At 62.1% G+C, this 25774-nt stretch carries 28 protein-coding genes and 2 tRNA genes; 14 read left to right on the plus strand and 16 right to left on the minus strand.

The genetic code is table 11. From position 1 onward, the window contains the following. The first annotated feature begins 25 nt into the window (after window positions 1-25). Genes NUX07_RS09180 through NUX07_RS09195 form a run of 4 tightly spaced genes read left to right on the plus strand, consistent with a single transcriptional unit; the run spans window position 26 to window position 3282 of the window. Window positions 26-412 (plus strand): hypothetical protein, encoded by a 387-nt coding sequence (locus NUX07_RS09180; protein WP_265530274.1) that lies wholly within the window; start codon window positions 26-28, stop codon window positions 410-412. A gap of 3 nt (window positions 413-415) precedes the next feature. Next, on the plus strand, window positions 416-1090 hold the full coding sequence (pyrF, locus tag NUX07_RS09185) for an orotidine-5'-phosphate decarboxylase (protein ID WP_265530276.1): 675 nt from the start codon (window positions 416-418) through the stop codon (window positions 1088-1090). Window positions 1091-1123: 33 nt separating this feature from the next. Then, on the plus strand, window positions 1124-1978 hold the full coding sequence (accD, locus tag NUX07_RS09190; RefSeq protein WP_265530277.1) for an acetyl-CoA carboxylase, carboxyltransferase subunit beta: 855 nt from the start codon (window positions 1124-1126) through the stop codon (window positions 1976-1978). Further along, window positions 1978-3282, plus strand: a complete 1305-nt coding sequence (locus NUX07_RS09195) for a bifunctional folylpolyglutamate synthase/dihydrofolate synthase (RefSeq protein ID WP_265530278.1) — start codon at window positions 1978-1980, stop codon at window positions 3280-3282. The genes accD and NUX07_RS09195 overlap by 1 nt, the downstream gene beginning before the upstream one ends. Here the strand turns inward: NUX07_RS09195 and NUX07_RS09200 are convergent. Beyond that, window positions 3279-4667, minus strand: coding sequence for an AmpG family muropeptide MFS transporter (locus tag NUX07_RS09200; protein ID WP_265530279.1), 1389 nt, complete (start codon window positions 4665-4667; stop codon window positions 3279-3281). The genes NUX07_RS09195 and NUX07_RS09200 overlap by 4 nt on opposite strands. A gap of 113 nt (window positions 4668-4780) precedes the next feature. Between NUX07_RS09200 and NUX07_RS09205 the strand changes: the two genes are divergently transcribed. Next, window positions 4781-5932, plus strand: coding sequence for an aromatic ring-hydroxylating oxygenase subunit alpha (locus NUX07_RS09205; protein ID WP_265530280.1), 1152 nt, complete (start codon window positions 4781-4783; stop codon window positions 5930-5932). Here NUX07_RS09205 and NUX07_RS09210 read toward each other — a convergent pair. Next, window positions 5917-6366 (minus strand): response regulator, encoded by a 450-nt coding sequence (locus NUX07_RS09210; protein ID WP_265530281.1) that lies wholly within the window; start codon window positions 6364-6366, stop codon window positions 5917-5919. The two genes, NUX07_RS09205 and NUX07_RS09210, sit on opposite strands and share 16 nt — an antisense overlap. On the opposite strand from NUX07_RS09210, the gene NUX07_RS09215 reads away from it, so the two are divergent. Further along, window positions 6365-7189, plus strand: a complete 825-nt coding sequence (locus NUX07_RS09215) for a pseudouridine synthase (RefSeq protein ID WP_322597197.1) — start codon at window positions 6365-6367, stop codon at window positions 7187-7189. The two genes, NUX07_RS09210 and NUX07_RS09215, sit on opposite strands and share 2 nt — an antisense overlap. Then, window positions 7186-7734, plus strand: a complete 549-nt coding sequence (gene rsmD / locus NUX07_RS09220) for a 16S rRNA (guanine(966)-N(2))-methyltransferase RsmD (RefSeq protein ID WP_265530283.1) — start codon at window positions 7186-7188, stop codon at window positions 7732-7734. The genes NUX07_RS09215 and rsmD overlap by 4 nt, the downstream gene beginning before the upstream one ends. A gap of 1 nt (window position 7735) precedes the next feature. Here the strand turns inward: rsmD and NUX07_RS09225 are convergent, their stop codons facing one another. Beyond that, window positions 7736-8164, minus strand: a complete 429-nt coding sequence (locus tag NUX07_RS09225; RefSeq protein ID WP_265530284.1) for a hypothetical protein — start codon at window positions 8162-8164, stop codon at window positions 7736-7738. 11 nt (window positions 8165-8175) lie between these two features. Beyond that, complete coding sequence (locus tag NUX07_RS09230; RefSeq protein ID WP_265530285.1) at window positions 8176-8766, minus strand: SOS response-associated peptidase; 591 nt, start codon at window positions 8764-8766, stop codon at window positions 8176-8178. Between the two features lie 129 nt (window positions 8767-8895). Here NUX07_RS09230 and NUX07_RS09235 point away from each other — a divergent pair, with 129 nt between their 5' ends. Together NUX07_RS09235 and NUX07_RS09240 are read left to right on the plus strand one after the other, a co-directional pair. Then, window positions 8896-9240 (plus strand): glycine zipper 2TM domain-containing protein, encoded by a 345-nt coding sequence (locus NUX07_RS09235; protein ID WP_265530286.1) that lies wholly within the window; start codon window positions 8896-8898, stop codon window positions 9238-9240. A 124-nt stretch (window positions 9241-9364) separates the two neighbouring features. Next, a complete protein-coding gene (locus tag NUX07_RS09240; protein ID WP_265530287.1) occupies window positions 9365-10480 on the plus strand; it encodes a hypothetical protein in 1116 nt (371 codons plus the stop codon). On the opposite strand, the gene NUX07_RS09245 is transcribed toward NUX07_RS09240, so the two are convergent. Continuing rightward, complete coding sequence (locus NUX07_RS09245) at window positions 10458-10793, minus strand: DUF2794 domain-containing protein (RefSeq protein ID WP_265530288.1); 336 nt, start codon at window positions 10791-10793, stop codon at window positions 10458-10460. The genes NUX07_RS09240 and NUX07_RS09245 overlap by 23 nt on opposite strands. Further along, window positions 10790-11482, minus strand: coding sequence for a serine O-acetyltransferase EpsC (gene epsC / locus NUX07_RS09250; RefSeq protein WP_265530289.1), 693 nt, complete (start codon window positions 11480-11482; stop codon window positions 10790-10792). The genes NUX07_RS09245 and epsC overlap by 4 nt, the downstream gene beginning before the upstream one ends. Before the next feature lie 115 nt (window positions 11483-11597). On the opposite strand from epsC, the gene NUX07_RS09255 reads away from it, so the two are divergent. Next, the gene (locus NUX07_RS09255) at window positions 11598-12512 is read left to right on the plus strand and encodes a hydrogen peroxide-inducible genes activator (RefSeq protein ID WP_265530290.1); all 915 of its coding nucleotides are present in this window, start codon (window positions 11598-11600) and stop codon (window positions 12510-12512) included. Here NUX07_RS09255 and pgsA read toward each other — a convergent pair. Further along, complete coding sequence (gene pgsA / locus NUX07_RS09260) at window positions 12509-13081, minus strand: CDP-diacylglycerol--glycerol-3-phosphate 3-phosphatidyltransferase (protein WP_265530291.1); 573 nt, start codon at window positions 13079-13081, stop codon at window positions 12509-12511. The genes NUX07_RS09255 and pgsA overlap by 4 nt on opposite strands. A gap of 109 nt (window positions 13082-13190) precedes the next feature. Here pgsA and NUX07_RS09265 point away from each other — a divergent pair, with 109 nt between their 5' ends. Then, complete coding sequence (locus NUX07_RS09265; protein WP_265530292.1) at window positions 13191-14534, plus strand: MFS transporter; 1344 nt, start codon at window positions 13191-13193, stop codon at window positions 14532-14534. Here NUX07_RS09265 and NUX07_RS09270 read toward each other — a convergent pair. From NUX07_RS09270 to NUX07_RS09295, 6 genes are all read right to left on the minus strand, one after another. Continuing rightward, entirely contained in the window at window positions 14478-14651 is a 174-nt protein-coding gene (locus tag NUX07_RS09270) for a hypothetical protein (RefSeq protein WP_265530293.1), read from the minus strand. The genes NUX07_RS09265 and NUX07_RS09270 overlap by 57 nt on opposite strands. Window positions 14652-14721: 70 nt before the next feature. Continuing rightward, window positions 14722-16284: a putative bifunctional diguanylate cyclase/phosphodiesterase gene (locus NUX07_RS09275; protein ID WP_265530294.1), complete on the minus strand. Its 1563-nt coding sequence runs from the start codon at window positions 16282-16284 to the stop codon at window positions 14722-14724. Between the two features lie 116 nt (window positions 16285-16400). Continuing rightward, window positions 16401-16486 (minus strand) — tRNA-Leu (locus NUX07_RS09280). 33 nt (window positions 16487-16519) lie between these two features. Beyond that, a complete protein-coding gene (locus NUX07_RS09285) occupies window positions 16520-16822 on the minus strand; it encodes an integration host factor subunit beta (RefSeq protein ID WP_265530295.1) in 303 nt (100 codons plus the stop codon). Window positions 16823-16963: 141 nt separating this feature from the next. Beyond that, window positions 16964-18661 carry a 30S ribosomal protein S1 gene (gene rpsA, locus NUX07_RS09290; protein ID WP_265530296.1) on the minus strand — a complete coding sequence of 566 codons (1698 nt, stop codon included), beginning with the start codon at window positions 18659-18661 and terminating at the stop codon, window positions 16964-16966. Between the two features lie 176 nt (window positions 18662-18837). Beyond that, entirely contained in the window at window positions 18838-19476 is a 639-nt protein-coding gene (locus NUX07_RS09295; RefSeq protein WP_265530788.1) for a (d)CMP kinase, read from the minus strand. 128 nt (window positions 19477-19604) lie between these two features. On the opposite strand from NUX07_RS09295, the gene NUX07_RS09300 reads away from it, so the two are divergent. Further along, window positions 19605-19922: an FYDLN acid domain-containing protein gene (locus NUX07_RS09300; RefSeq protein ID WP_265530297.1), complete on the plus strand. Its 318-nt coding sequence runs from the start codon at window positions 19605-19607 to the stop codon at window positions 19920-19922. A gap of 67 nt (window positions 19923-19989) precedes the next feature. Further along, window positions 19990-20065: transfer RNA gene (locus NUX07_RS09305), tRNA-Ala, on the plus strand. Window positions 20066-20219: 154 nt separating this feature from the next. On the opposite strand, the gene NUX07_RS09310 is transcribed toward NUX07_RS09305, so the two are convergent. Beyond that, window positions 20220-22220: a caspase family protein gene (locus NUX07_RS09310; protein WP_265530298.1), complete on the minus strand. Its 2001-nt coding sequence runs from the start codon at window positions 22218-22220 to the stop codon at window positions 20220-20222. A 96-nt stretch (window positions 22221-22316) separates the two neighbouring features. Here NUX07_RS09310 and NUX07_RS09315 point away from each other — a divergent pair, with 96 nt between their 5' ends. After that, a complete protein-coding gene (locus NUX07_RS09315; protein WP_265530299.1) occupies window positions 22317-23318 on the plus strand; it encodes a S1 family serine peptidase in 1002 nt (333 codons plus the stop codon). 68 nt (window positions 23319-23386) lie between these two features. On the opposite strand, the gene NUX07_RS09320 is transcribed toward NUX07_RS09315, so the two are convergent. Together NUX07_RS09320 and NUX07_RS09325 are read right to left on the minus strand one after the other, a co-directional pair. Further along, complete coding sequence (locus NUX07_RS09320; protein ID WP_265530300.1) at window positions 23387-23545, minus strand: Flp family type IVb pilin; 159 nt, start codon at window positions 23543-23545, stop codon at window positions 23387-23389. A gap of 177 nt (window positions 23546-23722) precedes the next feature. After that, window positions 23723-25705 (minus strand): transglycosylase domain-containing protein, encoded by a 1983-nt coding sequence (locus NUX07_RS09325; RefSeq protein ID WP_265530301.1) that lies wholly within the window; start codon window positions 25703-25705, stop codon window positions 23723-23725. Window positions 25706-25774 lie beyond the last annotated feature (69 nt).

Here is a 25774-nt window from a genome sequence, read left to right on the forward strand (position 1 = left end):
TCTTCTCGATAGTTAGCGCAGCCCCTTGCTGGCAAGCCGCCTCGTCGCATGGCTGGCGCTTTCTGGCGCGCTCGCTTACAGCAAAGGCGAGAGGGAGGACCGGATGAATTTCCTGCGCACCATCATGTGGGTGATCCTGGCCGTGGTCGTGGCCATTTTCGCCACCGCCAACTGGCACGATGTCATGCTGGACCTGTGGGGCGACCTACGCATGGCGATCAAGCTGCCGGTGCTGCTTGGCATCACCTTTGCGATCGGGTTCCTGCCGACGCTGTTCTATTACCGGGCGAAGGTCTGGCGGCTGCGACGCCAGCTTGCGCTGGCCGATAGAAATGCCAAGATGGCGCCGCAAACTCCGCCGCCGCCGCCCGTCGCTGCACCCAAGGCAAAAGACCCGGAAAGTCCGTTCTAGCGTATGTCCAACCCTATCTATGTCGCGATCGATACGCCAAATCTCAGGCAGGCCAAGGAAATCGCGTCGGCGGTATCCAGGCATGCCGGCGGGCTGAAGCTCGGGCTCGAGTTTTTCGTCGCCAACGGCATGTCGGGTGTCGAGGAAATTGCTGCGAGCGGGCTGCCCATTTTTCTCGACCTTAAACTACACGACATCCCAAATACCGTTGGCAAGGCGGTGCAGGCGATGCGCCCCTTCGCGCCCTCGATCATGACCGTTCACGCCGGCGGCGGGCGGGCGATGATGGAGGATGCCAAGGCCGCCGCGCCCGAAGATACGAAGGTCGTCGCCGTGAGCGTGCTGACCAGCCTCGACAGCGACGATCTGAAGGCAATGGGGCTGAAGGGCGATCCGCAGGACCAGGTCAACCGGCTTGCAGGGCTGGCGCGCGATGCGGGGCTCGATGGCATTGTCTGCTCCGGCAACGAGGTCGGCGCGGTCAAGAAGGACTGGAAAAACGGATTTTTCGTCGTTCCCGGCATCCGCCCGAAAGGCAGCGACGTCGGCGATCAGAAACGCATCATGACACCGCGACAGGCGTTGGACGCCGGGGCATCTGTGCTGGTCATCGGACGTGCCGTCACGAGCGCGGAAAATCCCGATGCCGCGCTGCGCGCCATCGGCGCGACCCTATAGACTTGAGCTCCGCTTCGTCCTAACCCGCCGCGCATGAGCTGGATTACGAAAGTACGCAACGGAATCCCGTTCCTGCCCAAGCGGCAGAGCGAGGATCAGCTGTGGCACAAGTGCAAGAAGTGCGAGACGATGGTCTTCACCCGCGAATGGGAAGAGAACGGCTTCGTCTGCCCGCGGTGCGAACATCACGACCGCATCGGCGTGAACGCGCGCCTTGCCATGACCTTCGACGATGGCAAATATGAGACGTTGCCAAGCCCCGTGGTCCGCGAAGATCCGCTGAAATTCAAAGACAGCAAGAAATATGTCGAGCGCATGAAGCAGGCGCGCGCCAAAACCGGCGCCAGGGATGCGCTCACCAATGCGCGCGGCAAGATTGACGGCCACGACGCCATCGTCGGTGTCCAAGATTTCAACTTCATGGGCGGATCCATGGGTATCGCCGTTGGCGCTTCGGTCGTCGCCGGCCTGCGTGCCGCGATCGATGATCGACTGCCCTATATCCTGTTCACCGCGGCCGGCGGCGCGCGGATGCAGGAAGGCATCTTGAGCCTCATGCAAATGCCCAAGACGACGGTGGCGCTGGCCGAAATGCGCGAAGCAGGCCTGCCCTACATTGTCGTCCTGACCGACCCGACGACGGGCGGCGTTACCGCCAGCTATGCGATGCTGGGCGATGTCCAGATTGCCGAGCCTGGTGCCCTGATCGGCTTTGCCGGCCAGCGCGTGATCGAACAGACGATCCGCGAAAAACTGCCCGAAGGCTTCCAGCGCGCCGAATATCTGCTCGAGCATGGCATGATCGACATGGTCGTCCATCGCCACGACCTGCGCGAGCGGCTCGGTCGGCTGATCGCCTATCTCGCGCCGGAAGCCAAAGTCGCCTGATGGCCGACGGGGCGCGCTCGTCCCACCCGAAGGTGCAGGCGCAGCTCGACCGGCTGATGGCGCTCGGCATGGGCGGCGACGTGTTGGGGCTGGAGCGAGTGAGCGCGCTGTGCGCCAAGCTCGGCAATCCGCAAAACGAGATGCCGCCCGTGTTCCACGTGGCAGGCACCAACGGCAAGGGTTCGACGATCGCCTTCCTGCGCGCTGCGCTGGAAGCGGCGGGCAAGAGCGTCCATGTTTTCACGTCCCCGCACCTCGTGCGTTTCAACGAACGCATCCGGTTGGCCGGCAAACTGATCGACGACGAGGCACTGGCCGAGTTGCTCGAAGAAGTGCTCGATGCTGCGGGGGACATAAAGCCGACCTTCTTCGAAGCAACGACCGCCGCAGCCTTCCTCGCCTTCTCGCGCACGCCCGCCGATGCCACCTTGGTCGAAGTGGGTCTCGGCGGACGGCTCGATGCGACCAACATCATCGAACAGCCGCTGGTTACCGGGATCGCGAGCCTCGGCCTCGATCACCAGCAATTCCTTGGCGGCACGCTCCCGAAGATCGGTGCCGAAAAGGCAGGCATCGCCAAGGATGGCGTAATGTTGGTCACCCAGGCCTATCCGCCTGCCACCGAAGCCAGGATCGCCGAGATAGCAGCCGCAACGGGTGCCCGCTGGCGACCGCGGCGCAAGGCGTGGGACGTGGTCGTGCGGCACGGCAAGCTGCACTATCGCGATGCGCTAGGTGGACTAGAATTGCCGCTGCCGCGCATGCCGGGGCGGCACCAGCATCACAATGCCGGGCTCGCCATCGCGATGCTGCGATTGCAGGGCGAATTCGATATACCCGATGCGGCCTACGCCGCTGCTCTGGGCTGGACCGACTGGCCGGCAAGGCTGCAACGCCTGCGCGAAGGCAGCCTGTTCGACCGTCTCCCCGGCAGCAGCGAATTATGGGTGGACGGGGGTCACAATCCGTCGGCGGCGCGCGAGGTCGCGATGGCAGTGAAGAGCATGGACGACATGCCGCTGACGATCATCTTCGCCGCGCTCACCAACAAGGACGCCGAGGGACTTCTCGCGCCGTTCGACGGCATGACCGACAAGGTCGTGACGCTCGGCATCGACCATCACGACTGCCATCCGCCCGAATGGCTTGCCGAACTGGCGACCGGCATGGGCCATGACGCCCAGCCCGCCGCCAGCCTCGAAGCGGCATTCGACATGGTCGAACAGCCCGGGCGCGTGCTCGTTTTCGGGTCGCTCTACCTCGCCGGGCAGATGCTCGCGGCCAACGGCACGCTACCCGACTAGGTGCCGACGGGCTTGGTCGGTTGCTGCTCCTTGGGCGGCGCATCAACGGCCTCGCCTTCGACGCCCGGCTGTCGCACCGAGCTCACGACGAAGCCCTTCTTCCACATGATGCCAAGCAGGATGAGACCCGGGATGGCGATGATCATCGTCGCGATCCAGAACCAGAACCAGCCGAGCCCTTCCGCGAGGTAACCCGCCGGCGCGGCGAGCCATGTGCGACCGACCGCAGCAAAGCTCGACAGGAGCGCAAACTGCGTCGCGGTATAGGCAAGGCTAGAAAGCCCCGAAAGGTAGACGACGAACACGGTCAGGCCGAGGCCCGAGGAGAAATTCTCGAACCCGACGGCAAGGCCCAGCATGAATGTGTCGGCCCCCATGTTGGCAAGGATCGCGAACAGGAAGTTCGTGATCATCATGAAGATGCCCGAGAAGAAGAGCGCGCGACCCATGCCCAGATAGTAAATGAAGGGTGCGGACACGGCGGACCCCGCGATCAGCGCCCAGAAGCCGACCAGCTTGTTGGCGGTGATATAGTCGGTGTCCGAGAAGCCCAGTTCATCGATCATCGGGCCAAGCATGACCTGCCCCATCGCGTCGCCGACCTTGTAGATCAGCACGAACAGCAGGATCAGCACCGCGCCGCGGCGCTTGAAGAAGTCCTTGAACGGGTTCCAGACGGTATCGGTCATCCATTCGCCGAAGGTGCGATCACCCATGTCCGCCGAGCGATCTACATAACGACCAGGCCCCGCAAGCAGCGCGGCGATGGCGGCGGGAATGACGCACAGACCGGTGAGACCATAAGCAACCGCCCAGCCCAGACCCGCGCCTTCCTGGCTGGCGAGATAGATGGTGCCGGCGCCCGCGATCAGGTTACCGAGCCGATAGCCGAACTGGTTCATCGCGGTACCGTAAGGCAGTTCTTCGTCGGACAGGATTTCGATCCGGTAGGCGTCGATCACGATGTCCTGCGTCGCCGACAAAAAGGCGACGACAATCGCCCAGAAGGCAAAGGTGCCCATGTTGCCGTTGGACGGGTTGGAGCCGCCGAGCTGCCACAAGGCCAGGAAAAGCAAGGCTTGAACGAGGTATAGCCAGGCGCGCCGTTGCCCCACCAACTTCGTCAGGATGGGAATGGGGATCTTGTCGACCAACGGCGCCCAGATCCATTTGAGCGTGTAAGGCGTCGTCAGGCCGATCGCAAAACCGATCGTCGACTTGTCGATGCCCACCTTGGAAAGCCAGTAGGTCATCGTCGCCAGTAACAGCGTCAGCGGGAAGCCCGAACTGATACCGATGATGCCTGCGGTCAGAGGCATCGGCTTGAAATAGGGCGCGACGGCCCCGATGACACCCGGACGTTTTGCGACTGATTCGGCGCTCATACGCCCTCCCCTCAAATTGATTTACGATCACGCTAGCAGCTTCACGGCTAGGGAAAAGGGGATGAATGGACGTTGACTTGCAACCGGTCCCGTTGAGGCGCACGATTGGTCCCATGGACGCTCCGCGAAAAAGAAATTCTCCGACGCCGGGCCAGATCGCATTGGCCGAGCAGCTGGCTCGCGGTGAGACTTACATGTCCGATGACGTCGTGACCCTGTCGGTCGATCGCTATGTCGACGAGGCGCGCCATGATGCGGAAAAACAGCTGCTCGATGGCATGGCGACACCGCTCGTCCCTTCGGCACTGCTTGCCGAGCCGGGGAGCGCGCTTGCGCATGATGATAGCGGGCGCGCGCTGCTCATCACGCGCGACACAGCCGGCAAGGTCCGCATCTTCGCCAACGCCTGCGCGCATCGCGGCACCCGGCTTCTCGATGCCGGCGATGTCGTGGAAGGACGCAAGATCGCCTGCCCCTATCATGCCTGGGTCTACAATCTCGAAGGCGCATTGGTCGGCTTCCCGCGCCGCGATGCCTTTCCCGGCCTCTGCAAGAAAGACAATGGCCTCGTCGAATATGGCGCTGCGGAGCATGGCGGCCTGATCTGGTTTTCGCCCGACCCGCAAGCCGACTTCTCGGTAGCCGAGCAACTCGCCGACGACTTCGACGCCATCGGCCTCGGCGAAATGCGCTTTTACGAGCGCAGCACGCACAGGATCGCGGCCAATTGGAAACTGGTGATCGATGCGTTCCTCGAAAGCTATCACGTCAAGCGGCTCCACCAGGGCAGTATCGGCGACTTCTTCGCCGACGGCATGGCAACTGCAGACTGTATTGGACGCCACCAGCGCTTTGCCGTGGGGCGTGCCGAATATGATCGCAAGATCGATGCCGCGGACTGGCAGCAGCTGCGCGAAACGGTGACGCTGACCTACCACATATTCCCCAACGGGGTGCTCGTGCTCAGCCCCGATTATTGCAACGTCATGGTGGTCCATCCGGGCAAGGATACCCGCAGTTGCCGCGCGGAAAATTTCATGCTCGTGCCAGGTGATGTCGATCCGTCGCTGTTCGCCGACAAATGGGAACGCAGCTGGCAATTGCTCGATCAGGGCACCTTCGGGGGCGAAGACTTCCGCGCCGCCGCCTTGTGCCAGCAAGGCATCGATACAGGCGTGCGAAAGGAAATGATCATCGGCCGCCTCGAAGCCGGGATCACCCTCTTCCACGACCAGCTGGACGAGCTTCTTCAGGCGCGCTCGTAGAGCGTCAGCCCCTTGGGGGGCTTGGGATGTTCGCCCGCGATGATCTTGTCGATCGTATCGATAGCGGCCTTGAATTGCTTCGCGTCGAAGGGTTTTTCCAGGCTGCCCAGCGCGAAGACGGCGCATTCGCTCGGCGGGGTTCCCGTCGCAAACAGCACCGGGATGCCCTTGCCCGCGGCGACTTCCGCGACCGCGATCCCGCTCTTTTCGCCCGCTAGCTTGATGTCGGCCACGACAAGATCGATCGTCTCGTTTTCAAGGTCGCGAACGGCATCGTCATAATTGTCGCGCGTGCCGACGACGGTATAGCCGAGCCGTTCCAGCCGCTGTTCGTTATCGAACGCGGTCAGCGGTTCGTCCTCGACGATGAGGATCCGCTCGATTGCACGCTTTCTCTTCCCGAACAGGACGATGCTCCCTAACAAGGCCGCCATGGCAAACGATAAGCGCCCCGACGGCCCTCGCGGTTCCCGTAAAGGATCCCCCAGTCAGCAAAAAAATCGACGCGGCCCGCCGCAGCCGCGAAATGCACCGCGCGATAGCGGTCCGCAGCGCATCGCCAAGCTGCTCGCCCGTGCCGGCGTTGCTTCGCGCCGAGAGGCCGAGCGGATGATCGCCGACGGGCGTATCGCCATTAACGGAGAGAAGCTTGATACACCCGCGACCCTGCTGGAAAACCTCAACGGCGTGACGGTCGACGGCAAGCCCGTTGCCAAGCCGGTGGCGACGCGGCTCTACCGGTTCTACAAGCCCAACCTGACGCTGACCGCCGAACGCGACCCCAAGGGCCGCAAGACGATCTATGACGTACTTCCCAAGGGCCTGCCCCGCCTGATGCCGATCGGGCGCCTCGATTTTACCACCGAGGGGCTGCTGCTGATGACCAATGACGGCGAATTCAAGCGGCAGATGGAATTGCCGTCGAGCGGCGTCCCGCGCACCTACCGCGCGCGCGCTTTTGGTAACGTGACGCAGGAACAGCTCGAAGAGCTTGCCGAGGGCATCACGGTCGATGGCATGCATTATGGGCCGATCGATGCGAACCTCGAACGCTCGAGCGGCGCCAACAAGTGGATCGAGCTCACGCTGACCGAAGGAAAGAACCGCGAAGTGCGCAAGGTGCTGGGGCATTTGGGGCTTGAAGTGTCGCGTCTCATCCGCACCGCCTATGGGCCATTTACTGCGGAAGGCATGAGGCCCGGCGATATCGACCAGATCCAACGCGACGTCCTGTTTCACTACCGGCGCACGCTGTGAGGATTATTGCCGGCCAGCATCGCGGCCGCCCGTTGATTGCCCCACCGGGTCGCGCCACGCGCCCCACCGCCGACCGCACGCGTGAAACGCTGTTTTCGATGCTGGTCAGCCGGGTCGGTGATCTCGGCGAACTTTGGGTGGCGGATCTGTATGCCGGTAGCGGGGCGCTGGGCCTCGAAGCACTGTCGCGCGGTGCCGCCAAGGCGGTGTTCGTGGAGAACGACCGTGCGGCGATTGACACCATCCGCAAGAACATTGCTGCCTTGGGCTATGAAGCGCGCAGTGACGTACGCCCGCAAAGCGCCGCAGTCCTCTCATCCCCGGGCAAGCGGGCATTCGACCTCGTCTTTGCCGATCCGCCCTATGCGCCCGGCAGCGGCGATGCGGTGGTCGAGGCCGTAGTCGCGGCGGACTGGCTCCTGCCGGGCGGTTGGCTCGCGATCGAGACCGATGCCAAGGAAGAGGTCGCGCCTGGCCCCCTGACGCTGGAAGTCAGCCGCAAGGTGGGCCGCGCGCGCATAAGCCTTTTAAGCCGCGCGCCCTGACTTATTCCTCGTCGTCGCTTTCCTCTTCGCGGCGCTTCTTCGACTCCTCGAATTCCGCCATCAGGCGCTTGCCGATCGCGGCGGCCGCGGCAGCGCCTGCAAGCTTGAGCGCAGCCTTCGATCCTTGCGATTTGGCACCCCGTGCCGACGTCACTTTCTTTTCAGCTAGCGCCCCGACCGCCGCCACCGCACCCGCTGCGACCAGGTCCGCGACGAGCGGATGATCGGCCAGCTTCGACAGCGCCTCGACGCTTTCGTCCTTGACCTTTTTGGTCTTGGTCTTGCTCGCCTTCTTTTTGACGACATCTTCCTCGATCGCGACGCGAACGGGTTTGGCCTTCTTCTGCTTCTTCGCTTTCTTGGACTTCTTGGGCTTTGCGGACTTGGCCTTCGCTGCGGCCTCGTCGGCCTTTTTCTTCTTCTTCGCCATGATGGCTCCTCTCACTCGAACATGCGCATATTGGTGTCAGGATAAGGCTGCGCCAGCTTGATCGCCTCCTCGACAGGAGCGCGCAGCCATGTTTCATGATCCGCCTGGTGCAAGATGACGGGCATCGCCTTGGGATGGATCGCGCCGACCACCGAATTGGGGGCGCAGGTCAGGAAGGCCATGAACGAGACCCCTTCACCCGGACGCCAGATGCCCGCGAACGAAAAGAGCGGACGATCCGCAAGATCGAACCAGATTTTCCTTTTGCGGCCGGTTTCAGGGTCGGGCTCGGCGGTCCATTCGCTGAACTTGGTGACCGGGACCAGGCAGCGTCGCTCCGGCATATTGAGTGCCGAACGCCAGAAGGGCGACGCCAGGTTTCGCACGTTGGTGACGGGACGACCCTTCGCCGCCTGCGGTCCCGGAAATCCCCATTCCATCTCCTCTAGCAGCAGCGTGTCGCCTGTGCTGCGTAGTACCGGTGCCAGCCGCTTGGGATAGATCTCGGCATAGCTCTGCACGTTCGATCGGTCGCCCTCGAAGCGGCCGAACAGCTGCTTCATCGCATCGACGCTCGCCGTCATCGAATAAAGATTACACATCGCCGCTCGCTACCACTCGGTTCGCCGTAAACGCGGAAAGTAACGATTAAACTTACGAGCGCGTTGCGCGCCGTTCAGCGAAGCAGGCGCACGTCGGTCCCAACACAAATATCGTGAAGGAGATTGACGATGAAGAACATGATGTTGGCGCTTGGCGCCGCGACCATGGCAATCCCCGTTGCCGCGACTGTCGCGCCGGTCCAGGCAGAAGCCCAGCGTTACTACGACCGTGGCTACGAGCGCCCCTATTCGGGTCGCGTGTGGCAGGATCGCCGCGGCTATTATCGCTGCAAGAAGTCCGACGGTACCACCGGCATGCTGGTCGGCGCGGCGGGCGGCGCCATCCTGGGTCGCAAGCTCGACGGGCGCGGTGACAAGGCCGTTGGCACCATCCTCGGCGCCGCCGCGGGCGCGATCCTTGGCAAGAAGATCGAACAGGACGTGATTAACAAGCGGCCGCGTTACTGCCGCTAACCCAGTTCGGGGCCGGGCAGTCATGCCCCCATCAAATGCTGTCCGGCTCCGTTCGATCATCGGACTGTATTGACATAATAATACACCCCTGTCTATCATCGCTTTCGATAGATGGGGGAGTGTTATGTATAGCCAACAAGAACTGGATGATGCCGTCGCTGCCGGTGCGATTACTGCCGACAGCGCCAACGCGTTGCGGGCGTTCATTTCGAAGCAGCGCTCGGCGAGCATCGTCGATGAAGAACAGTTTCGCCTCATAACGGGCTTCAACGATATCTTCGTGGCGCTGGCGAGCGTGATCCTGCTGGTCGCGGTGTCATGGATCGGCCAGGTTATTGGCGAGGGCATCAACCTCGTCGTCAGCAATGACGGTCCATCCCCGCTCGGCGGCGCGGCACTGGCTGCCACCGCTTGGGGTCTTGCCACTTACTTCACCGCCAAGCGCCGCATGGCGCTGCCCTCGATCGTGCTGCTGATCGCATTTGCCATCGGTGTCATGTGGACAAGCTTCACCACCCTCGCGTTACCGCTTCCCGATGATGCGAGCGATGCCGCGCAAGGACTTGTGACGGCCGCCGCCGCAGCGATCACTGCCGGCGGCGCATGGCTGCACTGGAAGCGCTTCAAGGTGCCGATCACGATCGCCGTCGGCGCTGCCGCCGTCTCGGGCATCGTCGCCGCGCTCGTCGCGGCCGCCGTGGGCGATGCGCTCACCGGTGGTCAGATGGAAACGCTGATGCTTTCGACGGTCCTTGTGCTGGGCCTTGGCGTCTTCGCGCTGGCGATGCGCTGGGACGGGAGCGATCCCGAGCGGGTGACGCGGCGTAGCGATGTGGCCTTCTGGCTGCACCTGCTGGCAGCCCCGATGATCGCCCATCCGGTGTTCAACCTGCTCGGGCTGACCGATGGCAATGCATCAATCGCGGAAGCCTTTGTCGTGGTCGGCATCTACGTCGCGCTCGGCATCGCCGCGCTGGCGATCGATCGCCGGGCCTTGCTCGTGTCGGGGCTTGCCTACGTGCTGTATGCGATTGCCGAGCTCTTCGAGGAATTCGGCGCCATCGGCCTCAACATCGCGTTGACGGCGCTCGTTATCGGTTCGGCTCTATTGCTGCTGTCGGCATTCTGGCACCAGGCGCGTCATGCGGTCATCGGCTTCCTGCCCGCCGGGCTCGCGGCAAAATTGCCGCCGCTGCACAGCCTGACGCCGCCTGCCGTCAGTCACGCACCAGACGCATAAGCCGCCGTTCGAGCGGGGCCAGGACCTGATGAAGTTCGTGGCCCCGCTTCAACGTCTGCCCGTGTTCGGCAATCAACGCAAAAGCGCCCTGACGCTGTGCAAGCTTGGGGCGCTTTTCAATTCTTATCTCGGGATGCTCGGCAGCGCGGCGGAAGGCGGCGAAGGTCGCAACGTCACGGTCGAAACGTAGCGCATAATCCTTCCAGTGGCCCGCGGCCACCATCCGGCCATACAGGTCGATCAACTTCATGAATTCGCTACGGTCGAAGGCTGCCTGCCCGTTACCTTTCGGAAACGGCGTCACCACGCTCATGCGCTGCGGCTCCGTTCGGCATCCTTGCGCGTTTCTTCGAGCTTCTTCTGGAGCGCCTTGATCTCCAGCTCCATCTGGCAAAGCTTGATGTCGACCGGGTCGGTCAGTTCTTCGCACGGCGTACCATAAGGCACGAATTCGTGCGCCAGCTCGGCCTTGACCGGGATCGGGCGCGCCAGCTGGCTGACCATTGTGGCACCCGGCGCGACGTCCTTGGCGACCACGCTATTGGCGCCAACACGCGCTTCCTCGCCGACCGTGATCGGCCCCAGGATTTGCGCACCCGACCCGATGACGACACGGTCCTTCAATGTCGGATGACGTTTGCCGGCGATGCCGTCGAACGGGCTCGTCCCACCCAGCGTGACGCATTGGTAGATGGTGACATCGTCGCCGATTTCAGCGGTCTCTCCGATCACGGTGAAACCATGGTCGATGAAGAGATTGCGCCCGATCTTGGCCCCCGGGTGGATGTCGATCGCCGTCATCATCCGGCTGATATGATTGACCCACCGTGCAAGGAAAAAAAGATTACCCTCGAAAAGCCAATGAGCGATGCGATGGAAGAACAGCGCCCAGGCGCCTGGGTAAAGCAGCACTTCCCAGCGGGAACGCGCCGCAGGGTCGCGCGCCTTTACGCTGTCGAGATATGCGATCAGGCCGCTTGCCGGAGTGCTGTCTTCTGCCATTGCTGCCAATGTAGGAAGCGATTGTATCGCTGAAAAGATAGCAAACTTGCACCACCCTCCCAGCGTGGTAAACGACGCAGGCGATTAAAAACCTGTCAATTGATCGGATTTGTGAATGACAGTCCACCTGCCGACGATCAAGCAGCTGCAGTATCTGGTGGCGCTCAATGAACATGGGCATTTCGGTCGTGCTGCCGAGCAGTGCTTCGTCACCCAGTCGACGCTGTCGGCGGGGATCCGCGAACTCGAAAACCTGCTCGATGTCGTGCTGGTCGAGCGCACGCGGCGCGTTGTCCGTTTTACCGCGCTGGGAGAAAAAATTGCAGGTCAGGCACGCGAGGTGCTGCGCGAGGCACAGATCCTGGCATCGATGGCGCAGGCCGAAGGCAAGCCGCTGACGGGCGAACTACGCATGGGCGTCATTCCCACCATTGCGCCCTTCCTCCTGCCGGCGCTGTTGCCGCATCTGCGCAAGAATTACCCCGATCTCAAACTGTTCCTGCGCGAGGAAACGAGCCAGGCGAGCTGCGAGGCGCTGCACCGCGGCCAGCTCGACTGCGTGCTGCTGGCGCTGCCGTATGCGTGCGGCGAAGTCGAAAGCGCCGAGATTTACGAGGATCATCTGTACATCGCCTACCCCGAAGGCGAGGCACCGCCTGCAAGCGCGATTGCGCCCGCCGAAATCGAAGAGGGACGGCTGCTACTGCTTGAAGACGGGCATTGCCTCAAGGATCACGCCCTTTCCGCCTGCAATCGTCCGGAAATCCGCGCCTCGGCCTCGATGATGGGAACCTCGCTCCATACGTTGGTGCAGATGGTCGACAACGGGCTCGGGCTCACCTTCGTGCCTGAAATGGCGCTCCATGCCGGCATCCTCGACCATACGGGGATCGAGGCGCGCAAGCTGGAGGCCGATCATGCCAGCCGGCGGGTCGCGCTGGCCTGGCGCAAACAGAGCCCGCGCGGCGAGGAATTCACGATGCTTGCCGAAACCCTGCGCGAGCTCACGAAAAAGCTCGCCAACGCCTAATCCATATGTTTGAGGCCGACGCGCAGGTAATCGTAGCCGGTGACCAGCGTCAGGATGGCGGCGCCCCAGAGCATGCCCACGCTGACATCGTGCACCCATACCTGCGCCGGCACCGCCCCGCCCAGGATCAGACCGCCGAGCGACAGCATCTGGAGCGTCGTCTTCCACTTGGCGAGCTTCGAGACAGGCACCGAAATATTGAGCGGCCCCAGAAATTCGCGCAGCCCCGACACGATGATTTCGCGTAATAGAATGACCAGCGCCGGAATGATGGTGAGCCCGGCAATCACCGGTTCGGGCTCATCGGCGACGCGGCGCGTTGCGATCAGCATGATGATGACTGCGGCCACCATGATCTTGTCCGCAATCGGATCGAGGAACTGGCCGAGCCTGCTGATTTGCCCTTGGGCACGCGCGAGATAACCATCGATGTAATCGGTAATGCCGACGATCGAATACAGCACCCACGTGATGAAATATTCCAGCGGCGTCGGCGTCCATAGCAGCCAGACGAGGATCGGCACCGCAAGGATGCGCGATAGCGTCAGCATGTTGGGAAGGGTCAGCATCTTGGCGCTTTGTGTAGGCCAGCCACGCCAAAAGGCCAACATGGCTTGTGGCGCCCTGTTTTCTCGCTAGGCTCGACCCCTGCCCCGGTCCCTTGAAGGATGTCCTTGCTTGAAAACGTCGATCAGCCTGTTGTCGAAGCGTCGTTTCCTGCCGCTGTTCGCTGTCCAGTTCCTCGGTGCATTCAACGACAACCTGTTCCGCACGGCAATGGTGCTGCTGATCATCTACGGCATCTACCAAGACCCCACCGCCGAAGCGACGTTGAGCGCGGTTGCAGGCGGCCTCTTCATCCTGCCCTTCTTCCTGTTTTCCGCCTTTGCCGGCAGCCTTGCCGACAGCGAGGACAAGGCGCTCCTGATCCGGCGCATCAAGACGGCGGAGATCGTCATCATGATGACGGGCGCTGCGGGTATCTACTTCCAAAGCGTGCCGCTGATGCTGGCGACACTGACGGCCACTGGCGTACAATCGTCCTTCTTCGGCCCGATCAAATACGCCATTATTCCGCAGCATCTGGAAAAAGATGAAGTGCTGGGCGGGACCGGCGTTGTGCAGGCGGGCACCTATGTCGCGATCCTTCTTGGCACACTGCTGGGCGGTGCGCTTGTCGTAGGAGATGCCAGCGGCGCGCTTGTCGCCCGCGATGCGGCCATCGGGGTCGTGCTGGTCGCCACGCTGGGCCGGATCGCGGCGCAGTTCGTGCCGCCAGCCCCTCCCGCGGCGGGCAGCACCGCGAAACCGCAATGGAATATTGTCGCCGCCTCGATCCGCGTCACGCGCGAGGTCATGGCGCATCGCCGCGTGCGCCTAGCCATCATGGCGATCAGCCTGTTCTGGGCGCTGGGGGCCGTTCTGCTCGCGCAATTCCCCCCGCTGGTGAAGAACGGACTGGGGGCCGATCAACGCGTCGCGACGCTGTTTCTCGCCTTGTTCTCGATCGGCGTCGCCGTCGGGTCGATCGCGGTGAACCGCTTGCTACGGGGTCATGTGAGTGCGCGATTTGCGCCGTGGGCGGCACTCGGCATGGGCATCGCCATCATGGCGCTGTACTTGCTGATCCGGAATTGGGAGACGGCGGACAATCTCTACAGCATCGCGGAATTCCTGTCCCAACCCAAAGGCGACCTGATCGCGCTCGCGCTGTTGGCAATAGCGCTGATGGGCGGCGCATTCGTGGTGCCTCTCTATGCCTTCGTCACCACGACCGTGGACAAAAGCGCGACCGCGCGGACCATTGCGGTCAACAACATCATTAATGCGGGCCTGATGGTGGCCGGGTCACTGATCCTCACATCGGTGGTGCAAGCCGGGCTTACCGTGGTCGACAGTCTCGTGCTGGTCGCCGCCGCCACACTTGTAGCGTCGTGGCTGGGCTTCCGGCTCGTCAAGGAAACGTCAGGCGATGAACAGGCTCATGAAGGTGAAACCGCAAGCGAAGGTCATCGCGAATAGGCGAACATCGTCGCGCTTGCGCTGCTCGGCTGCCGTTTCGGCCCTGAAGGCAATCGCATAGGCCGCACGCAGGCGGCGCAGGAATTTTTCGAAGGCGAGGCGTTGGGCCAGATCCATGACCACTTCTTAACGCGCTCTTTACCATGAAGGAAGCAGGGCTCCTGCGGCCTGTTCCGATCCGGGACGACTAAGCCGACTTGGCGACCTTGTCCTCGGTCCCCGCCACCAGATCGGCGGTGCCGTGACGGAGCAATTGCTCGGCCTGATCGGCGGTCATCGGCTTGCCGAAATACCAACCCTGCCCGACGGCGCAGCCGTAGCGCAGCACTGCCGCATGGGTTTCTTCGCTTTCGATACCTTCGACGGTTACCGGAATGTCGATCGCTTCGGCTAGCGTCGTGACGGCGCGCACGATCGCTTCGGCCTCGACGTCGTGATGAATTGCCGAGACGAAGGCGCGGTCGATCTTGATCGAATCGAACGGCAGCGCGCGAAGGTGCGACAGCGACGAAAAGCCGGTGCCGAAATCATCAAGCGCCAGTTTGATGCCCTGGTTCTTCAGGCTTTCGACGATGGTCTTGGCCATGTCGAGATCGGAGAAGAGCGAGCTTTCCGTAATCTCCACGGTCAGCCGCTCGGGCGGGAACCCGGTTTCGGTCAAAAGGCGCACCAGCTTCTGCGCGAGCCAGGCATCGCCCAGCTGGATGGGTGCGATGTTGACCGACAAGTCGACCGGCTGGTCCCATTGCACTGCCGCTTCGAATGCCTTGCGGATGACGCTTTCGGATAGCGCGCCAATAAGGCCATTTTCTTCGGCTACCGAGATGAATCGATCGGGAGTAACAATTCCCGAAAGCGGGTGATCCCACCGCGCCAGCACTTCAAAGCCTTTGACCCGATTGGTCTCCAGATCCATCTGCGGTTCGAAGAACGGGATGAACTGGTCCTGGTCGATCCCGCCGCGGATTGATTGTTCGATTTCGCTGTGGCGAAGCAGTTCGCGCTCCATGCCCTCATCGAACCACATCGGACGCGCGATTCGCCCGGTGCGCGCATGCGCCAGCGCGATGTCGGCGCGGCGCAAAATGTCGCGGCCCTTCAATTCTCCGGGGCACGCCGACGCTATCCCAACGAAAGCGCCGACATTGAGAAGCTTGTCCTCGATCATCATCGGCTTCGTCACGGCGGCAAGCGCTGCTTCGGCCAGCGCCATCGGCCCTTCGCGACCACCGCGCTTGACCACCGTCATGATGACGAATTCGTCGCCGCTGATGCGGGCTACCTTGCGCTGCTCGCCAGCGACGCTTTCGATGGCCTGCGCGATCCGGCGCAATGCCTCGTCGCCAACGTCGAACCCGTAGCGGTCGTTGATGACCTTGAACCGGGCGAGCTGGATGGACACGATCGCCACGTGACGATCATCCGCCATTGCTTCGGTGCGCATGCGCTCGCCTTCTTCGGCGAAGCCCTTGCGATTGAGCAGGCCCGTCATGCCGTCGGTCGACGCAATGTGGGCGGCACGCGCTTCGCTTTCGGCGCGGCGCTCCATTTCCTGCTGGAGATCGACATAATAGCGCCAGCCGAACAGGATCAGCGCCACGTTCAGCGTAAGCGCGGTAAAGCTGAGCTTGTGATCGATGCCAAAGCCTTCGCTGAGACGCCCGATCGTGCCGAAGAAGCTGCTGCCGTTCCAGATTAGAAGCATGACGGAAAGGATGAGCACGCCAAGGACGAAAAGGTCCCGACGCACACGATGCCGCTCACGCCCGAAGAAGCGGCCTAATGAGATTCCACTGGTCACGCAGCCGCAGTAGGGGAAAATGCTTAACACATTCTCCACCCTGAAAAGTTTTTTGGCTTCTAAAGTGGTGCGGACGGCGGGACTTGAACCCGCACTCCCTTACGGGAAGAAGATTTTAAGTCTCCAGCGTCTACCATTCCGCCACGTCCGCTGATGTGGCAGGCCGCAAACCGGCCCGGCGTGCTCAGGCGTCGTTGGACGCGCCGGCGCCTAAATTCAAGCGTTCGCGCATTTCCTTGCCCGGCTTGAAATAGGGAACGCGCTTGGCAGCGACGTCGACAGGTTCGCCGGTACGCGGGTTGCGGCCGACGCGCGCATCGCGCTGGCGCGTCGAAAAAGCGCCGAACCCACGAAGTTCCACTCGGCCACCATTGGCCAACTGGTCGGTGATGCTGTCGAACAGGGCGCTTACAACCGTTTCTACTTCGCGCTGCGTCAGATCGGGAAAATCCTGGCAGATTTTCTGCACGAGTTCGGAACGGATCATTCAAGGCCCCCAATGGTCAATCATCAAAATGCCACCTCCCCCGGGTGGCAGCTAGTGACCAGGAATAAAAGAAAAAATGGGCGGCGCAACCCTCGTTGCACCGCCCATCCAAAAAGCATTGCAAAGCTGCAACAGGTCGATTTAGTCGTCCTTCTGCTTCAATGCTTCGCCGAGGATGTCGCCAAGCGATGCGCCGCTATCCGACGAACCATACTGGGCAACGGCCTGCTTCTCTTCGCTAATCTGCAGCGCCTTGATCGAAAAGTTGGGCTTCTTCGAACGATCGAAACCGGTGACCATGGCATCGAACTGCTGGCCGACCTGGAAACGCTCCGGACGCTGCTCGTCGCGGTCGCGGCCAAGATCGGTGCGGCGGATGAAACCGATCGCGCCATCTTCGCCGATCTGCACTTCCAGACCACCGTCGCGCACGTCGAGAACAGTGACGGTCGAGATCTGGCCCTTCTTGACGCCGTCGGCGCCGCCGGCGGCAACGCCGCCACGCTCGAGCTGCTTCATGCCGAGGCTGATGCGCTCCTTTTCGACATCGACGTCGAGGACGACGGCCTTAACCGTTTCACCCTTGTGATGCATGTTGAGCGCTTCTTCGCCCGACACGCCCCACGCGATGTCCGACATGTGAACCATGCCGTCGACGTCGCCGGGAAGGCCGATGAAGAGGCCGAATTCGGTCGAATTCTTGACTTCACCTTCGACTTCGGTGCCGACCGGGAATTTCTCCGCGAAGTCGTTCCACGGGTTCGACTGGGCCTGCTTGAGGCCAAGGCTGATGCGACGCTTTTCCTCGTCGACTTCGAGCACCTTTACTTCGACTTCTTGGCTGGTCGAGACGATCTTGCCCGGGTGGACGTTCTTCTTGGTCCAGCTCATTTCCGAGACGTGGACAAGGCCTTCGATGCCCGGTTCGAGCTCGACGAAGGCACCATATTCGGTGATGTTCGTCACGCGGCCGGTGAAGAGACCATCGATCGGGTACTTGGCGCTCGCGCCTTCCCACGGATCGGCTTCGAGCTGCTTCATGCCGAGGCTGATGCGCTGCGTTTCGCGGTTGATGCGGATGATCTGCACCTTCACCTTGTCGCCAATGTTCAGCACTTCGCTCGGGTGACCGACGCGCTTGTAGCTGATGTCGGTGACGTGCAGCAGGCCGTCAATGCCGCCGAGGTCGACGAACGCACCGTAATCGGTGATGTTCTTGACGACGCCTTCGATCACCTGGTTTTCGGTCAGGTTCTGGATGAGATCGCTGCGCTGTTCGGCGCGGGTTTCTTCAAGGATGGCGCGGCGCGATACAACGATGTTGCCGCGGCGACGGTCCATCTTGAGGATCTGGAAGGGCTGCGGGATGTCCATCAGCGGGCCGACGTCGCGGACCGGGCGGATATCGACTTGGCTGCCGGGCAGGAAGGCCACCGCACCGCCAAGATCGACGGTGAAGCCGCCCTTTACGCGGCCAAAGATGGTACCTTCGACGCGGCCTTCGCCTTCGAAGTCCTTTTCCAGCTTGTCCCAGGCAGCTTCGCGGCGGGCGCGGTCGCGGCTGAGCATTGCTTCGCCATTGGCGTTCTCGACGCGGTCGACATAGACTTCGACTTCGTCGCCAACGGAAAGGTCGGCCTTCTGGCCGGGGGCTGCGAATTCACGCAGCGGGACGCGGCCTTCGCTCTTGAGGCCCACGTCGATGACGGCGAGGTCGTTTTCGATGGCGGTCACCTTACCGGTGGTCACCTTGCCTTCGAAGCCTTCATCTTCGCCGCCAAGTTTTTCATTGAGGAGCGCCGCGAAATCGTCGCGGCTCGGAAATGCCGTATCGGCCATATAGTTATTACTTTCGTCTCTGGGTCTGCCGCGAACCCGAGCCACCATGGCCGGATTTCCGTTCTGCGGACTTGGACAAACCTGAAAACCGCCCCCACGGGCCCATCCCGCGAGAACATCCCCGGTGACAAAAAAGTCGTGAAAGCTTCAACGGGCGTGGCCGCGGAAAAATACCGCTATTTCAAACCACTCGCCTGGAGACGGGCTTCCACGAGCTCGATCGCTCGTTGGACGGCGGCGTCTATAGAGAGATTGGACGTATCTAGCAAGTCCGCGTCCTCAGCCCGAACCAATGGCGCGGCGTCGCGGCTGGCGTCGCGTTTGTCGCGGGCGCGGATGTCGGCAAGGACCTCGTCGTAGTGCGCATTGACGCCGCGGGCAGTGATTTCCTTGTGGCGGCGCTCTGCCCGTATTTCGGGTGAAGCCGTCACGAAGATTTTCGCGCCCGCCTGCGGGGCGATCACGGTGCCTATGTCGCGCCCGTCGAGCACGGCGCCGCCGTCTTGCGCAGCAAAGGCCCGCTGGCGCTCGAGCAGAGCCTTGCGTACCGCGGGATAGGCGGACACGCGGCTCGCAAGTTCGCCCACGGTCTCCGAGCGCAATTCTTCGTCCTCGGGGTCGATATTGCCGATCTCTTCGACTGCACGGACTGCCTCGAACGGATTGCCTGCATTGCCGCCAAAACGCCACAGCGACAGCGCCACCGCACGGTACAGCAGGCCCGTATCCATGTGCGGCAGGTCGTAATGCCGGGCGAGTGCCTTTGCGATGGTGCCTTTGCCGCTCGCGGCAGGCCCATCGACGGCAATGACCAGGTCGGTTGGAACAGAAGCCATGACAGATGCTTTACAGCGCTCTTGCCCTATGGCAAGGCGCGCACCAATCCGGATAGCGGGCTGCAAGGCCGCGCTTCTGCATGAACGCAAATTCGAGGAACAATTCCATGGTAAAACCCGAATGGGGTACCAAGCGCACCTGCCCGAAATGCGGCACGCGCTTTTATGATCTGGGCAAGGACGATCCCGTCACCTGCATCGAATGCGATGAGCAGTGGGTGCCCGAGCCCGTGCTGAAATCCAAGCAGCCGATGCCGTTCGAAGACAAGGACGACAAGAAGAAGGACGACGACGATCTGGCCGCCGACGACCTTGAGGATGTCGAGGACGATGATGGCGGCAGCGCGGACGACGATGTTGACCTGGATACCGGCGATGCCGACATCAAGGTCGTCAAGGACGACGACGGCGACGACGATAATTAAAGGCTGGGCGCCCGGAGAAATTCCCGTTGCAAACACGGGGTTTTCATCTTAGAGGGCGCCTTCCCATGGGGCCGTAGCTCAGCTGGGAGAGCGCTACAATGGCATTGTAGAGGTCAGGGGTTCGATCCCCCTCGGCTCCACCATTTCTCCAAAGAGGCGTCCGTTTGCGGGCGCCTTTTTCGTATCCGCAGCGCGCAGGACAACTCTCCGCAGGGCATATTAGAGGTCAGGGGTTCGATCCCCCTCGGCTCCACCATTCCTCCAAAGAGGCGTCCGTTTGCGGGCGCCTTTTTCGTTTCAGGGGCCCTTGCCGCCCAGATCGCAAGCAGCGGTGATCTGCCCGGTGTCGGCAATGGCCTCGATGCAGGGCAGCCATTGATCGGGCAGCAGCGGGCTACCAATCGCCAGCCGCGCCCAATAGACAAGGTCCGATCGGCTCAAGTTAAGGTCGCCCTGCGAATAGAGATCGGTGGCCATCGCGATGACGGCCATCTCATGGCCTCGGCTGGCAGCATAGACACAATGGTCAAAACGCTCACGCAAAGCTTGCCGTTTGTCATCGTAGCGGCATAGCCACAAGGCAGCGTCGCCGTTAGCGCTGCGCGCATCTGCCGTTAGTGCCGCGAACTGCGCGTCCGCATCGATGCCGCGCACCATCAGTTCATAGCGAGACCCCGCATGACCGCGGGCCGCCATTGTCTTCCATATGTCGATATTCTCATCGGGATTGTCGTCGGGCAGCGCGATATGGCCTTCGGCATAGAGATCGGCCAATCGCACCCCTGCCTTGCCAAAGCCCTGCGCAAACGACGCGCGGTAGAGGTCGGTAATGCGGCCACCACCTTCGACCGGCTCGTTATACTCGAAGATCATCCGCTCCAGGAAACGGCCCAGGCCATATTGTCCCGCGGGATGCCCTTTCGCCGCCGACTTTTCGAATTGCTCACCGGCGATGGACCGATTGCGAAGCACGCCGATACCGTCGAAATACATCTGGCCAAGGATATAGGCAGCGACGGGATCGCCTTGGTCGCTCAGCGCGTGGAGACGCTCGGGCGAATAGTCCTCCAGAATGTCGAGCACCATGAGTTCGTCGTCAGTCCGGTCAAAAAGCTCGGCAGCAATGTCGAGCGGCGTCATCGACGGCAGCGTGATCAGGATGCTGGGCGAGTAGGCAACCATAGGGCCTGCCGCCGGCTCCGGCTCGATCTCCGAGGCAAGGTATCGACAGTTTTCAGCGGGGATCTGCGCGCCGTCGATCACAAGCTCGCCGCGCAAGCATTTCGCAAAACCTTCCTCCGTGCGGATGACGTCGGTCGCCCCCACGCCTTGCTCGTGATCAGGCGGTGTCTGTGAAGGCGTGCTAGTGCTGCGCGGGCTTTCCTCCACACGAGTGGTTGGCTGTGGTTCGTCCGTGACTGGCCGCACGGGGCGCTGCCCGTTCGCGTTCGTATACGCCGCGAGCTTGGGCGGAACGAAGTAGAAATCCTGGAACATTTGCGAGCCGAGGAAGGGATACTGTTCCGGGGTCAGCCCTGTCGTCTCGCGATACACTGCGGCGGTCACATCCTTCGAAAACACGGAGAATTCCAAACCCGGCCGTTGCAACGACCGCAGCACCGCGCGCGCGAACGGGCTACGCTGCGTGCCGGGCGGCACTGCGTCATAGGCTGGTTCGCGGTCCGAGGTGGAATAGAAGACCGCCGAACCGCGGGCCTTGATCGTCCCGAATTTGGTGACCTGGTTGTCTTCCCCCGTGTCCCTGAGCGCATCGGTCGTCCGGCACGCATCGAGGAAAAACAGGCTGATCCCCTTCGATTGACCCGCGGCAATGACGTCAGCCATGTCGATGTAGAAGCGGTCGATCGTGCGTTCCGAAATGGCTTGGGGTGCGTCGATCGGAACGATGTAATTTTTCAGATTGAACATGAAACCGTGACCCGAGAAATAGACCAGCGCCACGTCGGCTTCCTTGGCGAGCATTGCGAAACGCTCGATACCCGCGCGCATCGTTTCGTTATCTGCATCGACCAGAAGCAGCACCTCGAATTGCCCGTCGCCGCCCACCGGATTGCGCAATTGGTGCGCTATCGTCTCGGCATCGAGCGCCGCGTTGGAAAGCCGTTTCCACTTAGGGTCTTCAAGATAATTGCTGTTGCCGATGACAAGGGCCACACGCTTCCCGTCGATGACCGGACGCGCCTCGGCCGGCTCCTGCGCCAGAGATTGTCCAGGGGCCAGGAATAGCCCTGTGACGAGCAGCAGGATCCAGATCGCCCGAAGTCGCATCCCTGTCATCGCTGTCCCCCCTGTTCGCAGCCTGCTTCAGATTAGCAAATCTGATCATATCAAGCTACTGTCTGTGCCGAACCAGGCGCGGCGGGGGGTGCGAAGATGAATACGTCACTGTTCGGATTGATCGCTCTTACGACGATGCCGCTTTCACCAGAGGCTAACGCGATGCAGGTAGGAGCCGACCCCGATGCGCGAGGCCATGTCCTCGAGATGGACGAGATGGTCGTCGAGCCCGAAAATGATTGCGCACCGGAATTCCAGGATGAAGAGGGCAATTGCCCCGTAAAGCGCGTGGCCGGTGCGAACGCTTTCGTCGCGAATAGCGCGATGGCGCCGTGGCAGGTCTCCATCCAGTCCTTCAAGTACAAGGACCTGACGGCCGAAGAATTGCGTGCGCATGCCGAATGGGAGCATCGCCACAAATGCGGCGGCACCGTCATTTCCAAGCGGTGGGTGCTGACGGCTGCGCATTGCATCACGGACGAGCGCCAGAAACGGGCGTTCGATCTTCGCCTGCGCATCGGTACCAAGGATCTCGAACCGATGGGAGGCTGCGAGTTCAGGGTCGGCCGCCGCATCCGCCACCCCGGCTGGACCGAAGACAGAAAGGCTGACGATATCGGCCTCCTTGAGATCCTTCCCCACCGTGATCCCGCCTGCATGGCGGCGATCAAGCCAGTGAAACTCGACTACGGTCAGGTCGAATTGAACGACGCCGACGGCGTGCGGGTTTTCGGCTGGGGCAAGACGAAGGAAGGAAGCTCTGGCCGCAAGTCGGCGCGGCTGCTGGGCGCCAACCTGGAATACTGGGTCAACGAGGAATGCGTCAAAGAGCTCAAAAAAAAGGGCGTCGACGCCAGCAAGGTCATGGACAGCAATATCTGCGCCTATCGCGACCAGGCCGACGCCTGCAAAGGCGATAGCGGGGGCCCGCTAGTCCTCAACAAGAGGGGCCAGCCGGTGGTGCAAGTCGGGATTGTCAGCTGGGGCCGGGGCTGCGCCCGCCAGGGTGTGCCGGGCATCTATACACGCGTCAGCTCCTATACCGACTGGATCGAGGAGCAGACCGGACTGCGGATCAGGCCGCGGCGCGCGCGCTGAACGCACAAAAGAAGACGGCGCCTCCCGAGGGGGACGCCGTCCTTGGTCCTTCAGTGGATCGAACTCGCTTAGAGTTCCGAAGCCACGTCGTTGAAGGTGCTGTCGAGGCCGTCGCCGATGGCGCCCATGGCACCGATAGCAGCAACCGCAATAAGGGCAGCAATCAGGCCGTATTCAATGGCCGTCGCGCCTTCTTCGTTCTTCAGCATCTTAACAAACTTGCTCATAACTGGTCTCCTCTAGTTCCACTCCGGGGCGTGCCCGGTTTCACAACACCGACGCGGAGCGCCGCGTTGGATGAGGTCCTTTTACGGGGCGAGGAGTTGAAAAAGTTTTAAACCGGCCGGTATATTTATCTTAACCATAAAATTTGTTCTGGTTTATTTTCAGTGGCTTAGGAAAAATTAGCTGAAAATTTTCTCGATTTCCCGGACAATTTTCTCAAGCGGATTGTCCTTGTCGTTAACCGGCGGCAGTCGTGGTGGCGGCGGTGGCGGGGCGCCAAAGCGACGCGGCAAGCGGGGACCGCGAGCGCCATCGACCTGAAGCGCACCGGCCATGAAATTGCGGAACACTTGCGCCGGCGCGTTGCCGCCGCTGATATTGCCGAGCGAGGCGTTATCATCATGCCCGACCCAGACACCGACCACCAGGTTGCCGGCAAAACCAATGTAGACGGCGTCGCGATTCTCCTGCGTTGTCCCGGTCTTGCCGAACGTCGGCGTGCGCAAGGCAGCGCGGCGACCCGTCCCGTTGTTGGTGGCGGCATATAAGAGGTCCAGCATCGGCGCCCAGACTTCATCGCTGTCCATGCGCGCCTGCGAAGCAAGCAGGCGGCCGATATCGTCGCTATCGCGATCGGCCGCCAGTCCTGTGACGTCGACCGGATAGCGTCCTGAGTAGATCGCTGCATAAGCCGCCGTCAGTTCGATGAGCGGAATGCCCGATGTGCCGAGCGCAAGGCTGGGGCTATCGGTCAACTCGGACGTGATGCCCAGTTCGCGCGCGGTGCGGATGATGCGGTCCCGCCCCACTCTTTCCGCCAACCGCACCGTCGCGGCGTTCGAGGAACGGGCGAACGCTTCGCGCAGCGTGATCGGCCCACGAAACTTGCCATCGCTGTTAGAGGGACTCCAACCGTCGATGCTGACCGGCGCGTCTTCGATAATATCGTCGGGGCTCCACCCCGATCGCAGCGCGGCGAGATAGACGATCGTCTTGAACGCGCTTCCGGGTTGGCGTTTGGCCTGCGTGGCGCGGTTGAAGGGCGACTTCTTGTAGCTGCGTCCGCCGACCATCGCGACGACCTCCCCCGTCGGTCGCATCGCGACGAACCCGATCTGCGCATTGCCGATCGGCGCGTTGATAACGCTCCGCACCGCAAGGCGCTGCAAATCGGCGTCGAGCGTGGTGGGCACCGTGGCCAGCCCATAGTCGGCCCCGACCATCTGCGCTGCGTATGGCGAGACCCAGTCCGCGAAATAAGTGCCGGTCGGCACGCGCGCCCCCTGCCCCACCGGCCGCGCCATGCGCGCTGCGGCGCGCTGCTCCTCGCTGATCATTTGCTGTTCGGCCATCGCGGCAAGCACGAGCTTGGATCGTTCGCGCGCACCTTCCAGGTTACGCGTCGGTGCGAGGCGCGATGGCGCCTTGACCATGCCGGCCAGCATGGCGGCCTGGCCAAGCTGCAAATTTTCGGGTTCGGCATCGAAGTAGTGGCGGCTCGCCGCGCGCAGCCCGTAGACCCCATCGCCGAAATAGATGCTCGACAGATAGCGCGAGAGGATTTCGTCCTTCGTCAGCCAGCCTTCGAGCCATAGCGCGATGATCGCTTCCTGCGCCTTGCGCTTCATCGATCGTTCCGACGACAGGAAGCTGGTCTTGGCGAGTTGCTGCGTAATGGTCGAGCCACCTTGGCGGATGCCGCCAGCCTGCGCATTGGTCCACGCGGCACGCCCGATGCCGACCGGATCGACGCCCCAGTGCTGGCGAAATCTCTTGTCCTCGATGGCAACGAATGCACCCGATACATGCGCGGGCAATTGCGCCACGTCGACCGGTTCGTCCTTGATCTGCCCGTGACGCGCAATGGGCTGCCCTTCGACGGACACGAAAAGCATCGCCGGATCATCGAGCGGTTCGAGCGCGCGCCCCAGCGGCGCGGTCACGATCAGCCATATGATGGTGAAAAGGAATAGCAGGGACAGCGCCATGAAGCCCCAACGAAACCAGCGGAAACGACGGCGCTTGGGTGGCAGCGGCGCCATGCCATCGGGAGGATCGTCAGGCGGTGGGACGGGGTTGGCCGTGCCTTCCCATTCCCCATCATATTCGGGGACGTGCCACATCGGGGGCTCTTGCACCTTTTTGCGCCAGAAAAACCCCATGCTTGGCTCTACCCTCCTTGTGTGCGACACATGCCGTCTTACCTATGTAATACAGCCCGACCGAATTAC

This window comes from Sphingomicrobium marinum (genome assembly GCF_026157105.1).
Lineage (GTDB): Bacteria > Pseudomonadota > Alphaproteobacteria > Sphingomonadales > Sphingomonadaceae > Sphingomicrobium > Sphingomicrobium marinum.

Bases quoted from the DNA above. Each gene is read 5' to 3' on its own strand.
- accD (WP_265530277.1), top strand. From the start codon at position 1,124: ATGAGCTGGATTACGAAAGTACGCAACGGAATCCCGTTCCTGCCCAAG.
- NUX07_RS09230 (WP_265530285.1), bottom strand. From the start codon at position 8,766: ATGTGTAATCTTTATTCGATGACGGCGAGCGTCGATGCGATGAAGCAG.
- NUX07_RS09240 (WP_265530287.1), top strand. From the start codon at position 9,365: ATGTATAGCCAACAAGAACTGGATGATGCCGTCGCTGCCGGTGCGATT.
- NUX07_RS09310 (WP_265530298.1), bottom strand. From the start codon at position 22,220: ATGACAGGGATGCGACTTCGGGCGATCTGGATCCTGCTGCTCGTCACA.
- NUX07_RS09300 (WP_265530297.1), top strand. From the start codon at position 19,605: ATGGTAAAACCCGAATGGGGTACCAAGCGCACCTGCCCGAAATGCGGC.
- NUX07_RS09325 (WP_265530301.1), bottom strand. From the start codon at position 25,705: ATGGGGTTTTTCTGGCGCAAAAAGGTGCAAGAGCCCCCGATGTGGCAC.
- NUX07_RS09215 (WP_322597197.1), top strand. From the start codon at position 6,365: ATGGCAAACGATAAGCGCCCCGACGGCCCTCGCGGTTCCCGTAAAGGA.
- NUX07_RS09205 (WP_265530280.1), top strand. From the start codon at position 4,781: ATGGACGCTCCGCGAAAAAGAAATTCTCCGACGCCGGGCCAGATCGCA.
- NUX07_RS09210 (WP_265530281.1), bottom strand. From the start codon at position 6,366: ATGGCGGCCTTGTTAGGGAGCATCGTCCTGTTCGGGAAGAGAAAGCGT.
- NUX07_RS09235 (WP_265530286.1), top strand. From the start codon at position 8,896: ATGAAGAACATGATGTTGGCGCTTGGCGCCGCGACCATGGCAATCCCC.
- rpsA (WP_265530296.1), bottom strand. From the start codon at position 18,661: ATGGCCGATACGGCATTTCCGAGCCGCGACGATTTCGCGGCGCTCCTC.
- NUX07_RS09285 (WP_265530295.1), bottom strand. From the start codon at position 16,822: ATGATCCGTTCCGAACTCGTGCAGAAAATCTGCCAGGATTTTCCCGAT.
- NUX07_RS09270 (WP_265530293.1), bottom strand. From the start codon at position 14,651: ATGGATCTGGCCCAACGCCTCGCCTTCGAAAAATTCCTGCGCCGCCTG.
- NUX07_RS09200 (WP_265530279.1), bottom strand. From the start codon at position 4,667: ATGAGCGCCGAATCAGTCGCAAAACGTCCGGGTGTCATCGGGGCCGTC.
- pgsA (WP_265530291.1), bottom strand. From the start codon at position 13,081: ATGCTGACCCTTCCCAACATGCTGACGCTATCGCGCATCCTTGCGGTG.
- NUX07_RS09255 (WP_265530290.1), top strand. From the start codon at position 11,598: ATGACAGTCCACCTGCCGACGATCAAGCAGCTGCAGTATCTGGTGGCG.
- NUX07_RS09245 (WP_265530288.1), bottom strand. From the start codon at position 10,793: ATGAGCGTGGTGACGCCGTTTCCGAAAGGTAACGGGCAGGCAGCCTTC.
- NUX07_RS09315 (WP_265530299.1), top strand. From the start codon at position 22,317: ATGAATACGTCACTGTTCGGATTGATCGCTCTTACGACGATGCCGCTT.
- epsC (WP_265530289.1), bottom strand. From the start codon at position 11,482: ATGGCAGAAGACAGCACTCCGGCAAGCGGCCTGATCGCATATCTCGAC.
- NUX07_RS09195 (WP_265530278.1), top strand. From the start codon at position 1,978: ATGGCCGACGGGGCGCGCTCGTCCCACCCGAAGGTGCAGGCGCAGCTC.
- NUX07_RS09320 (WP_265530300.1), bottom strand. From the start codon at position 23,545: ATGAGCAAGTTTGTTAAGATGCTGAAGAACGAAGAAGGCGCGACGGCC.
- pyrF (WP_265530276.1), top strand. From the start codon at position 416: ATGTCCAACCCTATCTATGTCGCGATCGATACGCCAAATCTCAGGCAG.
- NUX07_RS09225 (WP_265530284.1), bottom strand. From the start codon at position 8,164: ATGGCGAAGAAGAAGAAAAAGGCCGACGAGGCCGCAGCGAAGGCCAAG.